The organism is Stenotrophomonas sp. Bg11-02 (genome assembly GCF_002836635.1).
GTDB classification, from domain to species: Bacteria; Pseudomonadota; Gammaproteobacteria; order Xanthomonadales; family Xanthomonadaceae; genus Stenotrophomonas; species Stenotrophomonas lacuserhaii.
The window spans coordinates 15,862-31,426 of the sequence record NZ_PJAY01000002.1 but is presented as its reverse complement, the minus strand read 5'-3'; the positions used below and the strand labels follow the sequence as shown (position 1 = coordinate 31,426).

Sequence of the window (15,565 nt, the reverse complement as noted above, 5' to 3'; positions counted from 1 at the left end):
GCCCCCCGCAACGCGCTGCGCGCCGAACTCAGGCAGCGTCGCCGTGACCTGCCCGCTGCCGCCCGGATCGACGCCGCCGACCACCTCGCGGCACGCCTGCTGGCCCTGCCGTTCGCCCCGCAACGCGGGCATGTGGCCGGTTACTGGGCGATGGATGGCGAAATCGCCCTGCACCGCTGGCAGTTGACCTTGCCCGACACGGTGGCCTACTGCCTGCCGGTGCTGCACGAAAACGTCCTGCGCTTCGCGCCCTGGCGTCCGGGCCAGGCGCTGCGGCAGAACCGTTTCGGCATTCCCGAACCCGACCTGGACCCTGCCGATACGCTGGATGCCGGCGCGATGGACCTGGTGGTGACCCCGCTGGTCGGCTTCGACGCACAGGGCGGCCGGCTGGGCATGGGAGGGGGCTGGTATGATCGCAGCTTCGCCTTCCGGCACGACCGCCCTGCTCCGCCGTGGCTGGTCGGCGCGGCATTTGCCGTGCAGCAGGTCGATGCGTTGCCGGTCGCGTCCTGGGACGTGGCGGTGGACGCCATCTGCACCGAAGCCGACACCCTTTTCGCCTCGCACGTGACCGCATGACCGCCCGCAAGCGCTACTGGCTGATGAAGTCCGAACCGGACGCCTTTTCCATCGACGACCTGCAACGCGTCGGCACCGAGCCCTGGAACGGCGTCCGCAATTACCAGGCGCGCAATTTCATGCGCGACGGGATGCACGTCGGCGACGGCATCCTGTTCTACCACTCCAACACCAAGGTGCCCGGCATCGTCGGCATCGCCACGGTGGCCAGTGCCGCCTATCCCGATGACACCCAGTTCGATCCGCAATCGGACTACCACGACCCCAAGGCCACCCGCGAAGAGCCGCGCTGGATGCTGGTGGACGTGGGCTTCGAGCGCAAGCTGGAGCGCGTCATCGCGCTGGATGAAATCAAGCTGCACGCCGATGCGCTGGGCGAGGGTTTTCCGCTCACCGCCAAGGGCAACCGCCTTTCCGTTTTCCCGGTGACTGCCGCGCAGTGGAAGCTGCTGCTGTCGCTGGAACGCAGATCCTGATCCTGATCCTCCATCGAGACCGCCCGCATGTCCGAAGCCAAGCGCCTGGCCGCTGAAAAAGCCATCGAATACGTCGAAGACGGCATGATCGTCGGGGTCGGCACCGGCTCCACGGTCGCCTACTTCATCGATGCGCTGGGCCGCATCCAGCACCGCATCAAGGGCGCGGTGTCCAGTTCCGAACAGAGCACCGCGCGCCTGAAGCAGCTCGGCATCGAGGTGCTGGAACTCAACCACACCGGTACGCTGTCGCTGTATGTCGACGGCGCCGACGAGTGTGATCCAGGCAAGTGCCTGATCAAGGGCGGCGGCGCCGCACTGACCCGCGAGAAGATCATCGCCGAGGCCAGCGAGCGCTTCATCTGCATCGTGGACCCGTCCAAGCAGGTGCCGGTGCTGGGGCGGTTCCCGCTGCCGGTGGAAGTGATCCCGATGGCACGCAGCCTGGTCGCCCGCCAGATCCGCGACATGACCGCCGGCCAGCCGACCTGGCGCGAGGGCGTGGTGACCGACAACGGCAACCAGATCCTGGACATCCACCACCTGCAGATCACCGATCCGGAAAAGCTCGAGCGTGAGCTCAACCAGCTGCCCGGCGTGGTCTGCGTGGGCCTGTTCGCGCGCCGCCGCGCCGATGTGGTGATCGTCGGCGGCGAACCGCCGGTGGTGCTCTGATTCCCTGCGGGGCGTGCACTGCAAGGCCCGCCTGACCGTTTCCCCTCTCAAGGAAAACCCCATGTCGATCCGTTCCCTGCTCCTGCTGCCGCTGCTCGCGCTGGCCGGCTGCGCCACCGGTGCGTCCCAGCACTGGGTGCAGCTCGATGGCGCCCGCTACAAGGTGGAACTTGCGCAGAACGATGAAACCCGCGCGCGCGGACTGATGTTCCGCGACAGCCTGCCCGAAGACCACGGCATGCTCTTCATCCACGACCGCGAGGAACCCCTCGCCTATTGGATGAAGAACACCCGGATCGGCCTGGACATCCTGTACTTCGACAGTGCACGCAGGCTGGTCAGCCAGCAGCGCGATGTGCCGCCGTGCTCGGCGGGTGACCGTTGCCCGCCGTATCCCAGCAGTGGGCCGGCACGCTACGTGCTGGAGCTCAACGCCGGCCAGGCGGAGAAGATCAAGTTGAAGGACGGCACTGAACTGAAGCTGGGCCCGGGCATCCCGCCGCTCTGACCGCAAGGACCAGGATGCCGGTCGTCGGCCGGCATTCTTTCACCTGCCGCAGCTTGAAACCTTGCGGCATTGCCGCCAGTCTGTAGGCATGCAGGAGCGCATCACATTGCCCGACTGGGACACCCTGGCCGAACTCGACGACGAGTCGCTGCCACTGCTGCCCACTGCGTTGCTGATCGCGCGCGACGAATATCCGGCACTGGACCCGACGGTGTACGACGCGACGGTGCAGGCTCATGTCGACCACCTGCGCGCGGAAGTGGAGATCATCCCTTCAGCACCGCTGAAGATGGCCGCGATCAACCGCCATCTGTTCGATGAGCTGGGTTATAGCGGCGACCACGACGAATACTACGATCCGCGCAACAGCTACCTCAACGAAGTCTTCGAACGCCGCCTGGGCAACCCGATCTCGTTGGCCCTGGTGCAGATGGAGGTCGCGCGGCGGTTGGGCATCGCGCTGGACGGGGTGTCCTTCCCCGGCCACTTCCTGGTACGCCTGCCGATGGAAGAAGGAATGCTGGTGATGGATCCGTTCAACGGCGGCCGGCCGCTGGGCGTGGAAGAACTGCGCGAGCGCGCAAGCTCCCACCTGGGTGGCCAGCGACCGGATGACCAGGTGCTGGCGCAGATCCTCGATGCCGCGCCCAGCCGCGCGATCCTGATGCGCATGCTGCGCAACCTGCAGGGCGTCTATGCGGAAAACCACCAGTGGGACCGTGCGGCGCGCAGTGCCGACCGCCTGCTGAAACTGGCGCCGGAAAACGACGATGCGCTGCGCGATCGCGGCCTGGCCTACCTGAAGCTGGAGTACCTGGCCGGTGCGCGTCGCGACCTGGGGCGTTACGTGCAGCGCAATCCCGATGCGGGCGACGCGCAGGCCCTGCGCGAGAAACTGGTGGACCTGGGCGGGCCGCGCACGCGGCTGCATTGAGCGGCCGCTACGACGCCCGCCTCAGTCCAGCTCGACCATCTCGAAGTCATCCTTGCTCACCCCGCAGTCCGGGCAGGTCCAGCTTCCGGGGACATCTTCCCAGGACGTGCCCGGCGCGATGCCCTCCTCGGGCAGCCCGTCCGCTTCGTGGTACAGGAATCCGCAGACCACGCACATCCAGGTGCGCAGCCGGGCCCGGGGGGTGTCGCTCATCGGATGTTCCCCTTCAAAATGACGTCCTTTCATGCACTTTCCGGCCATTGTCCCATCGTGGCCACGCAACCGGTAGCCATCCATGTCCCAAGCACCTGCCACGCCTCGCGGCGTGTACCTGATCACCCCCGACGAAGCCGATACCGCGCGCCTGCTGGCCCGTGTCGAGCCCCTGCTCGCCGCCGGCGCCACGTGGCTGCAATACCGCAACAAGACCGCCACGGCGGCCCTGCGCCACGAGCAGGCGACCGCGCTGCAGGCGCTGTGCGGACGTCACGGCGTGCCGCTGCTGATCAACGACGACGCAGCGCTGGCGCATGCGGTCAGCGCGGCCGGCGTGCATATCGGTGAAGACGATGGGGGCGTGGCGGCGGCACGCGCGCTGCTGGGGCCGGCGGCGCTGATCGGTGCGTCCTGTTACGACGAACAGATGCTGGCGCAGCAGGCGGTCGCCGCGGGCGCCAGCTACGTGGCCTTCGGCGCCTTCTTCCCCAGCCGCAGCAAGGCGACCACCCGCCGCGCCACCCCGGAGCTGCTGCGGCAAAGCGCCGCACTGGGCGTGCCGCGGGTGGCGATCGGCGGGCTGACGCCGGACAATGTCGGTCCCGTCATCGCCGCCGGTGCAGACCTGGTGGCGGTGATCAGCAGCGTGTTCGAGGCCGCCGACCCGGTCTCCGCCCTGCGTGCCTATCTCGCCTGCTTCAAGGATCCCGCATGAACCACAACCAGTCCCACGCCCTGTTCACCCGCGCCCAGGCGCTGCTGCCCGGTGGCGTCAATTCGCCGGTGCGCGCGTTCAAGTCGGTGGGCGGCGAGCCGTTCTTCGTCGAACGCGCCGACGGCGCCTACCTGTACGACGTGGATGGCAACCGTTACATCGACTACGTCGGTTCGTGGGGCCCGATGATCGTCGGCCACAACCACCCGGCGGTGCGCCAGGCCGTCAAGAAGGCCGCTGACAGTGGCCTGTCCTTCGGCGCGCCGTGCGCGGCGGAAGTCACCATGGCCGAGACGCTGACCCGGCTGGTGCCCTCCTGCGAGATGGTGCGGATGGTCAACTCCGGTACCGAAGCCACGCTGTCGGCGATCCGCCTGGCGCGCGGTGCCACCGGCCGCAGCCGCATCGTCAAGTTCGAAGGCTGCTACCACGGCCATGGCGACTCGTTCCTGGTCAAGGCCGGCAGCGGCATGCTGACCCTCGGCGTGCCGACCTCACCGGGCGTGCCGGCCGGCCTGAGCGAGCTGACCCTGACCCTGCCCTACAACGATTTCGATGCCGCCACCGCGCTGTTCGAAGCCCAGGGCGAGCAGATCGCCGGCTTGATCATCGAACCGGTGGTCGGCAATGCCAATTGCATCGCGCCGCGCGAGGGCTACCTGCAGCACCTGCGCGAGCTGTGCACGCGCTTCGGCACCGTGCTGATCTTCGACGAAGTAATGACCGGATTCCGGGTTGCGCTGGGCGGCGCACAGGCGCACTACGGCATCACCCCGGACCTGACCACCTTCGGCAAGATCATCGGCGGCGGCATGCCGGTGGGCGCTTACGGCGGCAAGCGCGAACTGATGCAGCAGATCTCACCGGCCGGCCCGATCTACCAGGCCGGCACGCTGAGCGGCAATCCGGTGGCGATGGCCGCGGGCCTTGCGATGCTGGAGCTGGTGCAGCAGCCGGGCTTCCACGCGCAGTTGTCGGCGCGCGCCGCGCGCCTGTGCGCGGGCCTGGAACAGGCCGCCGCCGAGGCCGGCGTGAGCGTGACCACCACCCAGGTGGGCGGCATGTTCGGCCTGTTCTTCACCGACCAGAAGGTAGAGACCTATGCCCAGGCCACTGCCTGTGACATCCCCGCCTTCAACCGTTTCTTCCACGCGATGCTGGAACAGGGCGTGTTCCTGGCCCCGTCCGCCTACGAGGCGGGCTTCCTGTCCAGCGCACACGACGATGCGGTGATCGAGGCCACCCTCGCCGCCGCCCGCATCGCCTTCAAGGCCTAACCGAACACCAGTCTGCCTTTCATCATCGCGAAGTGACCGGGGAACGAGCAGAAGAAGGTGTAGTCACCGCCCTTCTGCAGGCCGCGGGTGGAGAACCGGACGCTGGTACTCTGCCCGCCGCCGATCACCTTGGTATGCGCCAGCACGCGCGGATCGGCCTTGGGCAGGTAGCTGTCGGCGAGCGTGCCGCGCATGCCGGCCATTGCCACCGGCTGGTAATCGGCGGTGCGCGTCAGCACCCAGTTGTGGCCCATCGCGGTGGCCGCCATGCGGCCGGTGTGGCGCAATGTCAGGGCCACTTCGGTGCAGTCGGCGGCAAGCTTGATCTCGCGCGCGCTGAAGGTCATCTGGTCGGTGCTGTCGATGTTCACCGCGCAGACGCGCGCCATTGCCGCCGGCGCCAACAGCACCGCGCCCAGCCCTGCCCCCCATGCCCATTGCTTCATCGTTGGCTGCTCTTGGTTGTTGGTGCGCCCCATTGTAGGAAAGCAGGGCGGCGCGCGGCTGCGACCGGCTGTCGCAGCCGCGCCGGCATATCGGGCATCCTTCGGTCATGAAACCGAGCATCGAGTTGCTGCTGCTGGACGTGGATGGCGTGCTGCTGGATTACCAGCGCAGCGTGCGTGTGCGGCATATCGCCCGCAGCCTGTGCGTGGACACCGCGCAGGTGCAGCAGGTGCTGTTCGAAACTGGCCTGGAAACGCGCTACGACAGCGGCATGACCGATACCGCGGCTTACCTGCGCGCGTTGAGCGAGGGCCTGCAGGCCGAGGTCAGCGAGGCGCTGTGGATCCAGGCACGGCTGGCGGCATCGCGGCCGCGCGCCGAGGTGGTGCAGCGGATCCTGGCCCTTTCCGAATCCGTGCGCATCGGTGTGCTGACCAACAACGGGCCGTTGATGGCCGAGGTGCTTCGCGCCCTGCTGCCGACGCTGTGCCACCGCGTGGGCAAGGGCCTGCTGTGCAGTGGCGCGCTGGGTGGCCGCAAACCTGATCCGGCGCTGTACCTACGCGCGCTGCAGCGACTGCAGGCCGCGCCGTCGCGCACGCTGTTCATCGATGACCTGTTCACCAACGTGCGCGGTGCGCGGCTGGCCGGCCTGCAGGCCGAAACCGTGCGCGACGGGCGCGGCGTGGGCCGCGTGCTGAAGCGCTACGGCCTGCAATGACGGCCGGAGGCCGTCACTGCGTCCGCAGCGCTCAGCGTGCGGCGATATAGCTGGCTACGGCTGCGCGCAGGCGCTTGAGGCCTTCGGCGATTTCCTCGTCGCTGATGTTCAGCGAAGGCACGAAACGCAGCACGTCCGGACCGGCCTGCAGGGTCAGCAGGCCGTGTTCGGCGGCATGGTCCAGGATCACGCCGGCCTGGCCCAGGTGGTCCTTGGACAGCACCGCACCGAGCATCAGCCCGCGTCCACGCACCTGCCCGAACACGCCGAACTCGGCGTTGATGCGCTCCAAGCCCTCGCGCAGCGCGCGTGACTGGCGCTCGACGTTGGCGGCGATTTCATCGGAAGCCAGCTTGCGCAGCGCCACCCGTGCCACCGCAGCGGCCAGCGGATTGCCGCCGAAGGTGGTGCCATGGGCCCCGAACTGCATGGTCTCGGCGACCTTCGGGCCGGCCAGCATCGCACCGATCGGGAAACCGCCGCCGAGCGCCTTGGCCAGGGTCACCATGTCCGGCACCACGCCATCCTGCCAGTGCGCGAACAGGGTACCGGTGCGGCCCATGCCGGCCTGGATCTCATCCAGCACCAGCAGCGCACCGTGCTGGTCGCACAGTTCACGCACGCGCTTGAGGAAGCCCGGCTTGGCCGGCATCACCCCGCCCTCGCCCTGCACCGGCTCCAGCATCACCGCGGCCACGTCACCGGCGGCCATCGCGGTTTCCAGCTGCACTTCATCGTTGAAATCCACGTAGCGGAAGCCCTGCGGCAGCGGCTCGTAGCCTTCCTGGTACTTCGGCTGGGCCGTGGCGGTCACTGCCGCCAGGGTGCGGCCGTGGAAGCTGCCGCGGAAGGTGACGATGACCCGCCGATCCGCCGGGCGCCCCTGCGAGGAGGCCCACTTGCGCACCATCTTGATCGCCACTTCGTTGGCTTCGGCACCGGAGTTGCACAGGAACACGCGCTCGGCGAAACGGCTGGCCTTGACCAGTTCCTCGGCCAGGTGCAGCGGCGGGGCGCTGTAGAACACATTGCTGGTGTGCCACAGCTTGCCGGCCTGTTCCAGCAGCGCCGCCGTCAGGTCCGGATCGTTGTGGCCCAGGCCGCACACGGCGATGCCCGCCGCCAGGTCGATGTATTCGCGGCCCTGCGAATCCCAGACGCGCGCGCCCTGCCCGCGCTCGAGCACGACCTGGCGCGGCTTGTACACCGGCAGGTAGTAGTGCGACAGGGAAATCAGGGGGTCGGTGGCGGCGGTCATGGCGGTCCGGCGAGCTTCGGAAAGCGCCCATTCTCGCCCCGCAGCCGGTGCGGCACAATGCGCCCATGCGCCCTTTCTCCGCTCCACAGCTCAATCCCGCCAGCGCCACCGGCTGGCGCCGGTACTGGTTCGACATCATCTACCGCCACGACACCCAGCCTTCGCGCAACTTCGACCTGCTGCTGGTGCTGGCGATCATCGCCAGCGTCATCGTGGTGATGGTCGACAGCGTGCAGCACCTGCACCTGCGCTGGGCCGCAGGCCTGTACGTGCTGGAATGGGCGTTCACGGCGATGTTCACGCTGGAATACGTGCTGCGGTTGGCAGTGGTGAAGCGCCCGCTGCGCTACGCGGTCAGCATCTGGGGAATCATCGACCTGCTGTCGATCCTGCCGACCTACCTGTCCCTGTTCATCCCCGGCGCGCAGAGCCTGCTGGTGGTGCGTGCGCTGCGCATCCTGCGGGTGTTCCGCATCCTCAAGCTGACCCGTTACATCGAAGAAAGCGGCGTGCTGATGCTGGCGCTGTGGCGCAGCCGGCGCAAAGTCCTGGTGTTCCTGTTCACGGTCATCACCATCACCATCATCGCCGGTGCGCTGATGTACCTGATCGAAGGGCCGCACAACGGCTTCACCAGCATTCCCAGCAGCATGTACTGGGCGGTGGTGACCATGGCCACGGTCGGCTTCGGCGACATCGTGCCGCAGACCATGCTCGGCCGCTTCGTCACCTCCATCCTGATCCTGATCGGCTACAGCATCATCGCGGTGCCGACCGGCATCTACACCGCCGAACTGGCCAGCACGATGCGCGAGGCCGAGCACAACGAGAAACGCGATGGACGTGGCTGCCTGCGCTGCGGGCTGGAAGGCCACGCGCCCGACGCACGCTACTGCCGGCAGTGCGCCGAGCCCCTGCCGGAACTGTTCAACCAGGTGTAACGGGCGGGCGGCGCAGGCGCGCCCCCGCCCTGCCGACCTCAACGTGCCATGCGGTTGCTCATGTCGACCAGGTCGTTGTAGCTGGCCAGCAGTGCCGGCGCGGTGCCGGACGGCGGCATGCCACCGCTCTCCAGCAGGATCTGGTCACTGCGGCTCAACGGCTGGTTGGCCTGCAGGCGTTCGATGCGGCGCCCGCCCTCGCTGGCCAGCTTGTCCGCCGAACGCTCCATGTGGCCCCACATCGGATCGCCCTTGCCGATCTTCGCCTTGGCCGCTTCTTCCAGCACGGCCTGGTAGCGCGCCAGTTGTGCACGGCCGGCGGCGAGGTCCGGCGAGTCGCCGTCCAGCACCTTCACCAGCTGCTTGCCCTCGCCGATGATGCTCAGGTGGTAGAACGCCGCACTGCGTCCCTCTTCCTTCTCGATCGCTGCGATCTGCTCCTTGCGGCGCTGGTCTTCGTTCGCTTCCAGCGCCGCATCCATCGCATCACCGGCTTCGAAGAACGCCGAATAGGCCTGCATCAGCGGCGCATGTCGCTGGCGCATGCCCTCACCGCCATCGCGCTTGTAGTCTTCGCGATCGTAGTAACGCACGGCATCGCCGATCTTCTCGTTGAGCGCGGTGAAGGTTTCCTGGTAACGGCGCGCGGCCGGATCCAGCGCCGCATTGGCCGGCTGCTGTGCCAGGGCGGCGGTCAGCGGCGCGCCGCAGAACTCGACGCGGTGGGACAGCACCGTGCCCGGTGCGCGTACGGTTTCTTCCTTGCCGGTGGGGCCGGCCGCCGGATCGGCGATCCACGAAACATAGCGCTGGAAGCTTTCCTGGATCGGCTGCTGCACACCGTTGAAGCAGGCGATGTAGGCGTTGATCTTGTCGGCGCCCTCATTGGCGGCAGGCGTCGATGCGCCCTTCTGGCAGGCGGCCACGCACAGCGCAACGGAGGCGGCGAGCAAGGCCGTACGGAAGGTCGGATTCATGGGGCACTTCCCTGTTGGAAACGATTACAGCCGCGCACCATAGCAGACGCCGCCGTCAACGCGCCGTTGAATCAATCCAGGAAAAGATCCGGCAGCAGTCGATGCGCGGGATCCACCGCGTAACCGGAAAGATCGGTCACGCCGGCCGCGGCGAGCACCTCGTCATCGAGCAGGAACTGGCCGTGGAAGCCGGCCGCTTCGCGCACCAGCACCGCGTGCGCGGCATCGGCCACGATCTGCGGCGTGCGGCAGCCCTGCACGTCCACGCCCGGGATCATGTTGATCGCATCGGTGGCGATCACCGTGCGTGGCCACAGCGCATTGACGGCCACGCCGCGTGGGCCGAACTCCGCCGCCAGCCCCAGCGTGACCAGGCTCATGCCCATCTTGGCCAACGTATAGCCGGTATGCGGCCCCCACCACTTCGGGTCCAGGCTGGGCGGCGGCGCCAGGCTCAGGATGTGCGGGTTGGGCGCCTGCAGCAGGTACGGCAGGCAGGCCTGCGCGCACAGGAAACTGCCACGCGCGTTGACCTGCTGCATCAGGTCGAAGCGCTTCATCGGCGTCTCCAGGGTGCCGCGCAGCCAGATCGCACTGGCATTGTTGACCAGGATGTCGATGCCGCCGAAGGTGTCCACGGCCGCTGCAACCGCCGCCTGCACCTGGTCTTCCTCGCGGATGTCGCACTTCAGCGCCAGCGCCTGCCCGCCAGCGGCGGTGACCGCTTCGGCGGCACTGTGGATGGTGCCGGGCAGTTTCGGGTTGGCCACCGAGGATTTGGCCGCGATGGCCACGTTGGCGCCATCGCGCGCCGCACGCAGGGCGATCGCCAGCCCGATCCCGCGCGATGCGCCGGTGATGAATAGAGTCTTGCCCTGCAGGTTGGACACCACGTTTCTCCTGGTCACCGGCCAACGCCGACGCTGCATTATGCGCGCGGCCACCGCGCGCGGTCGCAGTGCGGCCTCAGGGCTTGGGCCCCTGTCCCTCGTTGTCTTCCCAGTGCAGGATGCGCCGGGTGACGAAACGATAGACCGGCTTGCCGGTGGCGAACCACAGCTCACGCACCCACGAGGTGCGCTTGAGCACGCGCATTTCCACCGGCGTCAGCGATCCGCGGCAGTACATCCGTTTGTGCTTGAGCAGGTGGCGCAGGTCTTCGCGCGCCAGCAGGCGCATCCAGCGCGAACGCGGGTTGCCGATCACCGCCAGCTGGAAATCGATCAACGCCGGATGCCCGGCTTCGGTCACCAGCCAGTTGGCTTCCTTGGCCAGGTCGTTGTGTGCCACCCCGCGCCGGTGCAGGTCCTGCAGCAGACGGCGCGCATCATGGAACCAGGCCACGTCGCCGCGTGGCGGCCGCTGGTACATCGCATCGCCGGCCATGAAGCTGCGGTCCAGCCAGCGGCCGTCCCATGCCAGCAGCTTCGGCACCGCCTGCATGCCATCGATGTGTCGCAGCGCGCGCGCTTCGCGTCGTGCCAGCCACCAGGCAGGCACCCGCAACCACCACGGCGTAGCACCCAGGTCGCGACGCACGAAATGGCCTTCGGCCTGCTGCACCAGCAGGATGCGGCCGAAACTGTCTGACTTGAGCGCGTGCTGCGCGAGCGTGCGGTTATCTGCCATGGCCCATTCTAGGCGATCCCTCCAGGCGAGCCACGTGTCTCGATCAGCCTGCATCAAGCAGGCAACCAGTCACCTGCACGCCTTTATAATCCGGCGATGGACTCTTCATGGATCGACGCCACCCTCGCCTGGATTGCCGCCAATCCGGTGCTTGCCGGTGCAGCCATCTTCCTCATCGCCTTCTGCGATGCGGTCATCATCCTGGGCGCCATCGTGCCTGCCCTGCCGTTGTTGTTCGCGGTGGGCGTGTTCATCGGCCTGGGGCAGATATCCGGCCCGTATGCGGTGGCCTGTGCGGCGCTGGGCGCGTTCGCCGGCGATGGCATCAGTTACTGGATCGGCCGCCGCTGGGGTGACCGGCTGCGCGGCGTGTTCCCTTTCAGCCGCTATCCGCAGCTGCTGGACCGCGGCGAAACGATGTTCCGCCGCAATGCCTTCAAGAGCATCCTGGTGGCGCGTTACGTCGGCGCCATCCGGCCGTTCGTGCCGGCCATCGCCGGCATGATGAAGATGCAGGCCAGCCGCTACATGCGGGCCAGCGCCATCGCCAGCGTGTCCTGGGCGGTCCTGTTCCTGTTGCCGGGCTGGGTGCTGGGCGGCGCGTATGACGCCGTCGCGGCGGTCGCCGGGCGGCTGGTGGTGGTGGTTGGCCTGCTCGGCGTGATTCTCGGGCTGGTGTGGGCCATCGTGCTGTATGGCTATCGCTGGTCGGCCGCACGCATGGATACCTGGCTGGCGCGGCTGCTGGACTGGTCGCAGCGCCACCCCACGCTGGGGCGTTACTCGGTGTCGGTATTCGATCCGCAGCGGCGCGAATCGGTGCCGCTGGCGATGCTGGCGCTGATGCTGCTGGTGCTGGGCTGGTGCTGGTTCGCACTGCTGATGGTGGTGGTGGCGCACGGCGAACCACTGCGCATCGACCTGGCCGTGCACCACGCGATGCTGGCACTGCGCAACCCGCTGGCCGACTACCCGATGGCCGCGCTGGCTTCGCTGGGCGCCTGGCAGGTGCTGCTGCCGGCCACCGCGGTCGGCATGGGGTACCTGCTGTGGCGTCGGCGCTGGATGGCCGCCGCACACTGGCTGGCGGCACTGGCCTTCGGCCTGGCACTGACGATGCTGCTGGGCGCCACCGTGGACGTGGTGCGCCCGCCGGATGCCAGCAGCGGCTTCGGCTTCCCGTCCGTCTCGGTAACCATGGCGACGATCACCTTCGGTTTCTTCGCCGTGCTGATCGCCCGGGAGCTGCCTGGCCGGACCCGCGTGTGGCCGTACCTGGTGTCCGGTTTCGTGGTCAGCCTGATCGGTTTTTCGCGCATCTACCTCGGCGCGCACTGGCTGAGCGATGTGATCGGCGGCATGTTGTTCGGGCTGTTCTGGCTGCTGGTGCTGGGCATCGCCTACCGCCGCCGCTTCAACCGTTCGTTCTGGGTCAAGCCGGTCGCCTGGCTGTTCTACGGCACCTTCCTGGTGGCGGCGGTGTGGTACGCGCCGCGCAACATCCCGGTCAAGCTGGAACGCTTCGAACCGCACCAGGCCGCCCCGGCGCCGCTGCAGGCCGATCGCTGGTGGCAGCAGGACTGGCAGACCATGCCGGCGCGTCGCAACGAATTCGACGATGACCAGCGCTGGCCGCTGGACGTGCAGGTGGCCGGCCCGCTGGCCCCGTTGCAGGCGCGGCTGGAATCACAAGGCTGGAGGATGCAGCCGCAGGCCGGATGGGAACAGGCCTTGTTGATGCTCGACCAGGACACCGGCCCGGAAGCGCTGCCGGTGCTGCCGGCCACGCTGGATACGCAGGTGGAAAGCCTGCTGATGGTGCGCGATGGCGAGCGGCCGGACGAGCGCCACGTGCTGCGCCTGTGGCCGGCGACCAAGGTGCTGCAGCCGGGCGATGTGCCGCTGTGGCTGGGCAGTGCGCAGACGCTGCGTTTCACCCGCCACTTCGAGTGGATCGGCATGTGGCATCCGCTGCGCGGGATCGACCCGGCGATGGCGGCGGTCAAGGCATCGGTGGACGGCCTGCCGATGCAGGAAGGCGTGCATCCGGGATCGGGCCTGCCGGTGCTGCGCCTGCGCACCGAATAACGCCTCGGCCGTTACGGGATCCAGCCCAGCAGCAGGTCCAGGCGGGCGTGGACATCGTCGAGCTGCAGCAACTGCAGCCGCTGGGATTCTTCCAGCGGCAGCAGCTGCGCCAGCTGCCAGCCTACCCAGGATGCCTGGTCGAGCAGCGCCGGCGTGGCCGGTGCATAGTCCTCACCGGCCTGTTCGATGATGTGCTGCAGCAGGGTCGACAGCAGCGCGTGCTGCGGCCGGAGTTCGTCGTCGGTATCCGGCGCGCACCAGCGCACCTCGCCCACCACCAGCCCGTTGTCGCGCACGCGGGTCTGCTCGACGTGGAAGCGCCGCGCACCGCGCAGCCGCAGCTGCAGCACGCCATCGCTGCCCATGTCGAAATCATCCACCCGGGCTTCCACGCCGAAGGCTGCGGGCACCGCAGGCGCGCCTGCTTCATCACCCTTCAGGATCAGGCACAGCCCGAACCCACCGCCGTCGCGGCTCGAATCACGCAGCATGTCCAGGTAGCGCCGCTCGAACACGCGCAGGCCGATGCTCGCACCCGGCAACAGCACCGCGTGCAACGGAAACAACGGCAGCGTCGCGACCACGCTCATGCCCCCTGCAGCTGCGCCAAGAAGCGGCGCGGCGCGGCATCGAAGCCGCCATTGGACATGAACACCACGTGGTCACCGGCTCTGGCGAGGACGTCCAACCGGGCCAGCAACGCGTCGGTATCGGCCACCGCCAGCGCCTGGCCGCGCACCGCGTCCATCACCGCGGCGGCATCCCATTCCAGCCCGGGCCGGTGCAGGAACACCACCGCATCGGCCAACGCCAGCGAAGGCGCCAGGGCCTCGGCGTGTGCGCCCAGCCGCATCGAATTGCTGCGGGGCTCCATCGCCACCACGATGCGCGCATCGCCCACCTTGGCACGCAGGCCCTCCAGCGTGGTGGCGATGGCGGTGGGGTGATGGGCGAAGTCGTCGTACACGGTAATGCCGCCGGCCTGGCCGATCACTTCCAGCCGCCGTTTGACGCTGTGGAAGCGTGACAACGCCGGCAGCACGTCGGCCAGCACCACGCCCACGGCGTGTGCGGCGGCCAGCGCAGCCAAGCCATTGAGCACGTTGTGGCGGCCCAGCAACGCCCAATGGACCTCGCCCACCCGCTGACCGCGATGATGCACGATGAACGCGCTGCCATCGGCGCGCAGCAGTTCGGCGTGCCATTCCAGCGTCGCATCGAAACCGAAGCGCTCCACCGGGGTCCAGCAGCCCATCGCCAGCACCTCGGCCAGGCGCGGATCCTCGCCGTTGACGATCAGCCGGCCGCGCGCCGGTACGGTGCGCACCAGATGATGGAACTGGCGCTGGATCGCCGCCACGTCCGGGAAGATGTCCGCGTGGTCGTATTCGAGGTTGTTGAGGATCGCCACCAGCGGCCGGTAGTGCACGAACTTGCTGCGCTTGTCGAAGAAGGCGGTGTCGTACTCGTCGGCCTCGACCACGAACTCGCGGCCCTGCCCCACCCGTGCGGACACGCCGAAATCCTCGGCGACCCCGCCGATCAGGAAGCCGGGCGCGCGCCCTGCGCTTTCCAGCAGCCAGGCCAGGATGGTGGTGGTGGTGGTCTTGCCATGCGTGCCGGCCACGGCCAGTGTGTCACGACCTGGCAGCACCCGCTCGCTGAGCCACTGTGCGCCGGAAACATAGCGCTGGCCGGCGTCGAGCACCGCTTCGACGGCGGGATTGCCGCGCGATAGGGCATTGCCGATGACCACCTCGGCACTGTCCGGCGGGACGCTGTCGGCACGATACCCCTGGTCCAGCTGGATCCCCAGCGTTTCCAACTGGGTCGACATCGGCGGGTAGATCGCCTGGTCGCTGCCGCTGACGCCATGTCCCAGCTCACGCGCCAGTGCGGCCACGCCGCCCATGAAGGTGCCGGCGATTCCAAGAATATGTACGTTGCTCATGACCCGCATTGTTACCGATCGACCCGGTGGTGGGCCATCCTGACAAGCAGAAGGTCAGATAAGTCCGACAGACAGCTCAGACAAAGCCAAAGACATGTCAGGGAAATCCTGATAGCGGCTGCCTATGAACATAGACACAATTCACAGTGCCAGCCGCAGTTCCCAACCGG

At 68.0% G+C, this 15,565-nt stretch carries 18 protein-coding genes; 10 read left to right on the top strand and 8 right to left on the bottom strand.

Annotated elements, in window-relative coordinates; translation table 11 throughout:
- The 5 genes from CXG43_RS00300 to CXG43_RS00280 form a co-directional block, all read left to right on the top strand.
- Positions 1-582, top strand: a 582-nt coding sequence (locus tag CXG43_RS00300) for a 5-formyltetrahydrofolate cyclo-ligase (RefSeq protein ID WP_101098207.1), incomplete at its 5' end; no start/stop codon positions are given.
- Entirely contained in the window at positions 579-1,058 is a 480-nt protein-coding gene (locus CXG43_RS00295; protein WP_101098206.1) for an EVE domain-containing protein, read from the top strand. The genes CXG43_RS00300 and CXG43_RS00295, both read left to right, overlap by 4 nt.
- 27 nt (positions 1,059-1,085) lie before the next feature.
- Entirely contained in the window at positions 1,086-1,733 is a 648-nt protein-coding gene (gene rpiA, locus CXG43_RS00290) for a ribose-5-phosphate isomerase RpiA (protein ID WP_101098205.1), read from the top strand.
- A gap of 61 nt (positions 1,734-1,794) precedes the next feature.
- Positions 1,795-2,241, top strand: a complete 447-nt coding sequence (locus tag CXG43_RS00285; RefSeq protein ID WP_101098204.1) for a DUF192 domain-containing protein — start codon at positions 1,795-1,797, stop codon at positions 2,239-2,241.
- 88 nt (positions 2,242-2,329) lie between these two features.
- Entirely contained in the window at positions 2,330-3,175 is an 846-nt protein-coding gene (locus CXG43_RS00280; protein WP_101098203.1) for a SirB1 family protein, read from the top strand.
- 21 nt (positions 3,176-3,196) lie between these two features.
- Here CXG43_RS00280 and CXG43_RS00275 read toward each other — a convergent pair whose 3' ends face one another.
- Entirely contained in the window at positions 3,197-3,421 is a 225-nt protein-coding gene (locus CXG43_RS00275; protein ID WP_101098210.1) for a rubredoxin, read from the bottom strand.
- Between the two features lie 49 nt (positions 3,422-3,470).
- Between CXG43_RS00275 and thiE the strand changes: the two genes are divergently transcribed.
- Entirely contained in the window at positions 3,471-4,106 is a 636-nt protein-coding gene (thiE, locus tag CXG43_RS00270; RefSeq protein WP_101098202.1) for a thiamine phosphate synthase, read from the top strand.
- Positions 4,103-5,383, top strand: coding sequence for a glutamate-1-semialdehyde 2,1-aminomutase (gene hemL, locus CXG43_RS00265; protein WP_101098201.1), 1,281 nt, complete (start codon positions 4,103-4,105; stop codon positions 5,381-5,383). The genes thiE and hemL overlap by 4 nt, the downstream gene beginning before the upstream one ends.
- Here hemL and azu read toward each other — a convergent pair.
- The gene (gene azu / locus CXG43_RS00260) at positions 5,380-5,829 is read right to left on the bottom strand and encodes an azurin (protein ID WP_101098209.1); all 450 of its coding nucleotides are present in this window, start codon (positions 5,827-5,829) and stop codon (positions 5,380-5,382) included. The genes hemL and azu overlap by 4 nt on opposite strands.
- A 107-nt stretch (positions 5,830-5,936) precedes the next feature.
- On the opposite strand from azu, the gene CXG43_RS00255 reads away from it, so the two are divergent.
- Complete coding sequence (locus tag CXG43_RS00255) at positions 5,937-6,551, top strand: HAD-IA family hydrolase (RefSeq protein WP_101098200.1); 615 nt, start codon at positions 5,937-5,939, stop codon at positions 6,549-6,551.
- A 31-nt stretch (positions 6,552-6,582) separates the two neighbouring features.
- Here the strand turns inward: CXG43_RS00255 and CXG43_RS00250 are convergent, their stop codons facing one another.
- Complete coding sequence (locus CXG43_RS00250; RefSeq protein WP_101098199.1) at positions 6,583-7,809, bottom strand: acetylornithine transaminase; 1,227 nt, start codon at positions 7,807-7,809, stop codon at positions 6,583-6,585.
- Between the two features lie 65 nt (positions 7,810-7,874).
- Between CXG43_RS00250 and CXG43_RS00245 the strand changes: the two genes are divergently transcribed.
- Positions 7,875-8,750 carry an ion transporter gene (locus CXG43_RS00245; RefSeq protein ID WP_101098198.1) on the top strand — a complete coding sequence of 292 codons (876 nt, stop codon included), beginning with the start codon at positions 7,875-7,877 and terminating at the stop codon, positions 8,748-8,750.
- A 38-nt stretch (positions 8,751-8,788) separates the two neighbouring features.
- On the opposite strand, the gene CXG43_RS00240 is transcribed toward CXG43_RS00245, so the two are convergent.
- From CXG43_RS00240 to CXG43_RS00230, 3 genes are all read right to left on the bottom strand, one after another.
- Positions 8,789-9,727, bottom strand: coding sequence for a YiiG family protein (locus CXG43_RS00240; protein ID WP_101098197.1), 939 nt, complete (start codon positions 9,725-9,727; stop codon positions 8,789-8,791).
- A 71-nt stretch (positions 9,728-9,798) separates the two neighbouring features.
- Positions 9,799-10,656, bottom strand: a complete 858-nt coding sequence (locus CXG43_RS00235) for an NAD(P)-dependent oxidoreductase (RefSeq protein ID WP_101098196.1) — start codon at positions 10,654-10,656, stop codon at positions 9,799-9,801.
- Between the two features lie 37 nt (positions 10,657-10,693).
- Entirely contained in the window at positions 10,694-11,356 is a 663-nt protein-coding gene (locus CXG43_RS00230) for a serine/threonine protein kinase (RefSeq protein ID WP_101098195.1), read from the bottom strand.
- Positions 11,357-11,452: 96 nt separating this feature from the next.
- On the opposite strand from CXG43_RS00230, the gene CXG43_RS00225 reads away from it, so the two are divergent.
- Positions 11,453-13,444: a bifunctional DedA family/phosphatase PAP2 family protein gene (locus CXG43_RS00225; RefSeq protein WP_101098194.1), complete on the top strand. Its 1,992-nt coding sequence runs from the start codon at positions 11,453-11,455 to the stop codon at positions 13,442-13,444.
- Positions 13,445-13,455: 11 nt separating this feature from the next.
- On the opposite strand, the gene CXG43_RS00220 is transcribed toward CXG43_RS00225, so the two are convergent.
- A complete protein-coding gene (locus CXG43_RS00220) occupies positions 13,456-14,034 on the bottom strand; it encodes an LON peptidase substrate-binding domain-containing protein (protein WP_101098193.1) in 579 nt (192 codons plus the stop codon).
- Complete coding sequence (gene mpl, locus CXG43_RS00215) at positions 14,031-15,404, bottom strand: UDP-N-acetylmuramate:L-alanyl-gamma-D-glutamyl-meso-diaminopimelate ligase (RefSeq protein ID WP_198551398.1); 1,374 nt, start codon at positions 15,402-15,404, stop codon at positions 14,031-14,033. Before mpl ends, CXG43_RS00220 begins: the two co-directional genes overlap by 4 nt.
- Positions 15,405-15,565 lie beyond the last annotated feature (161 nt).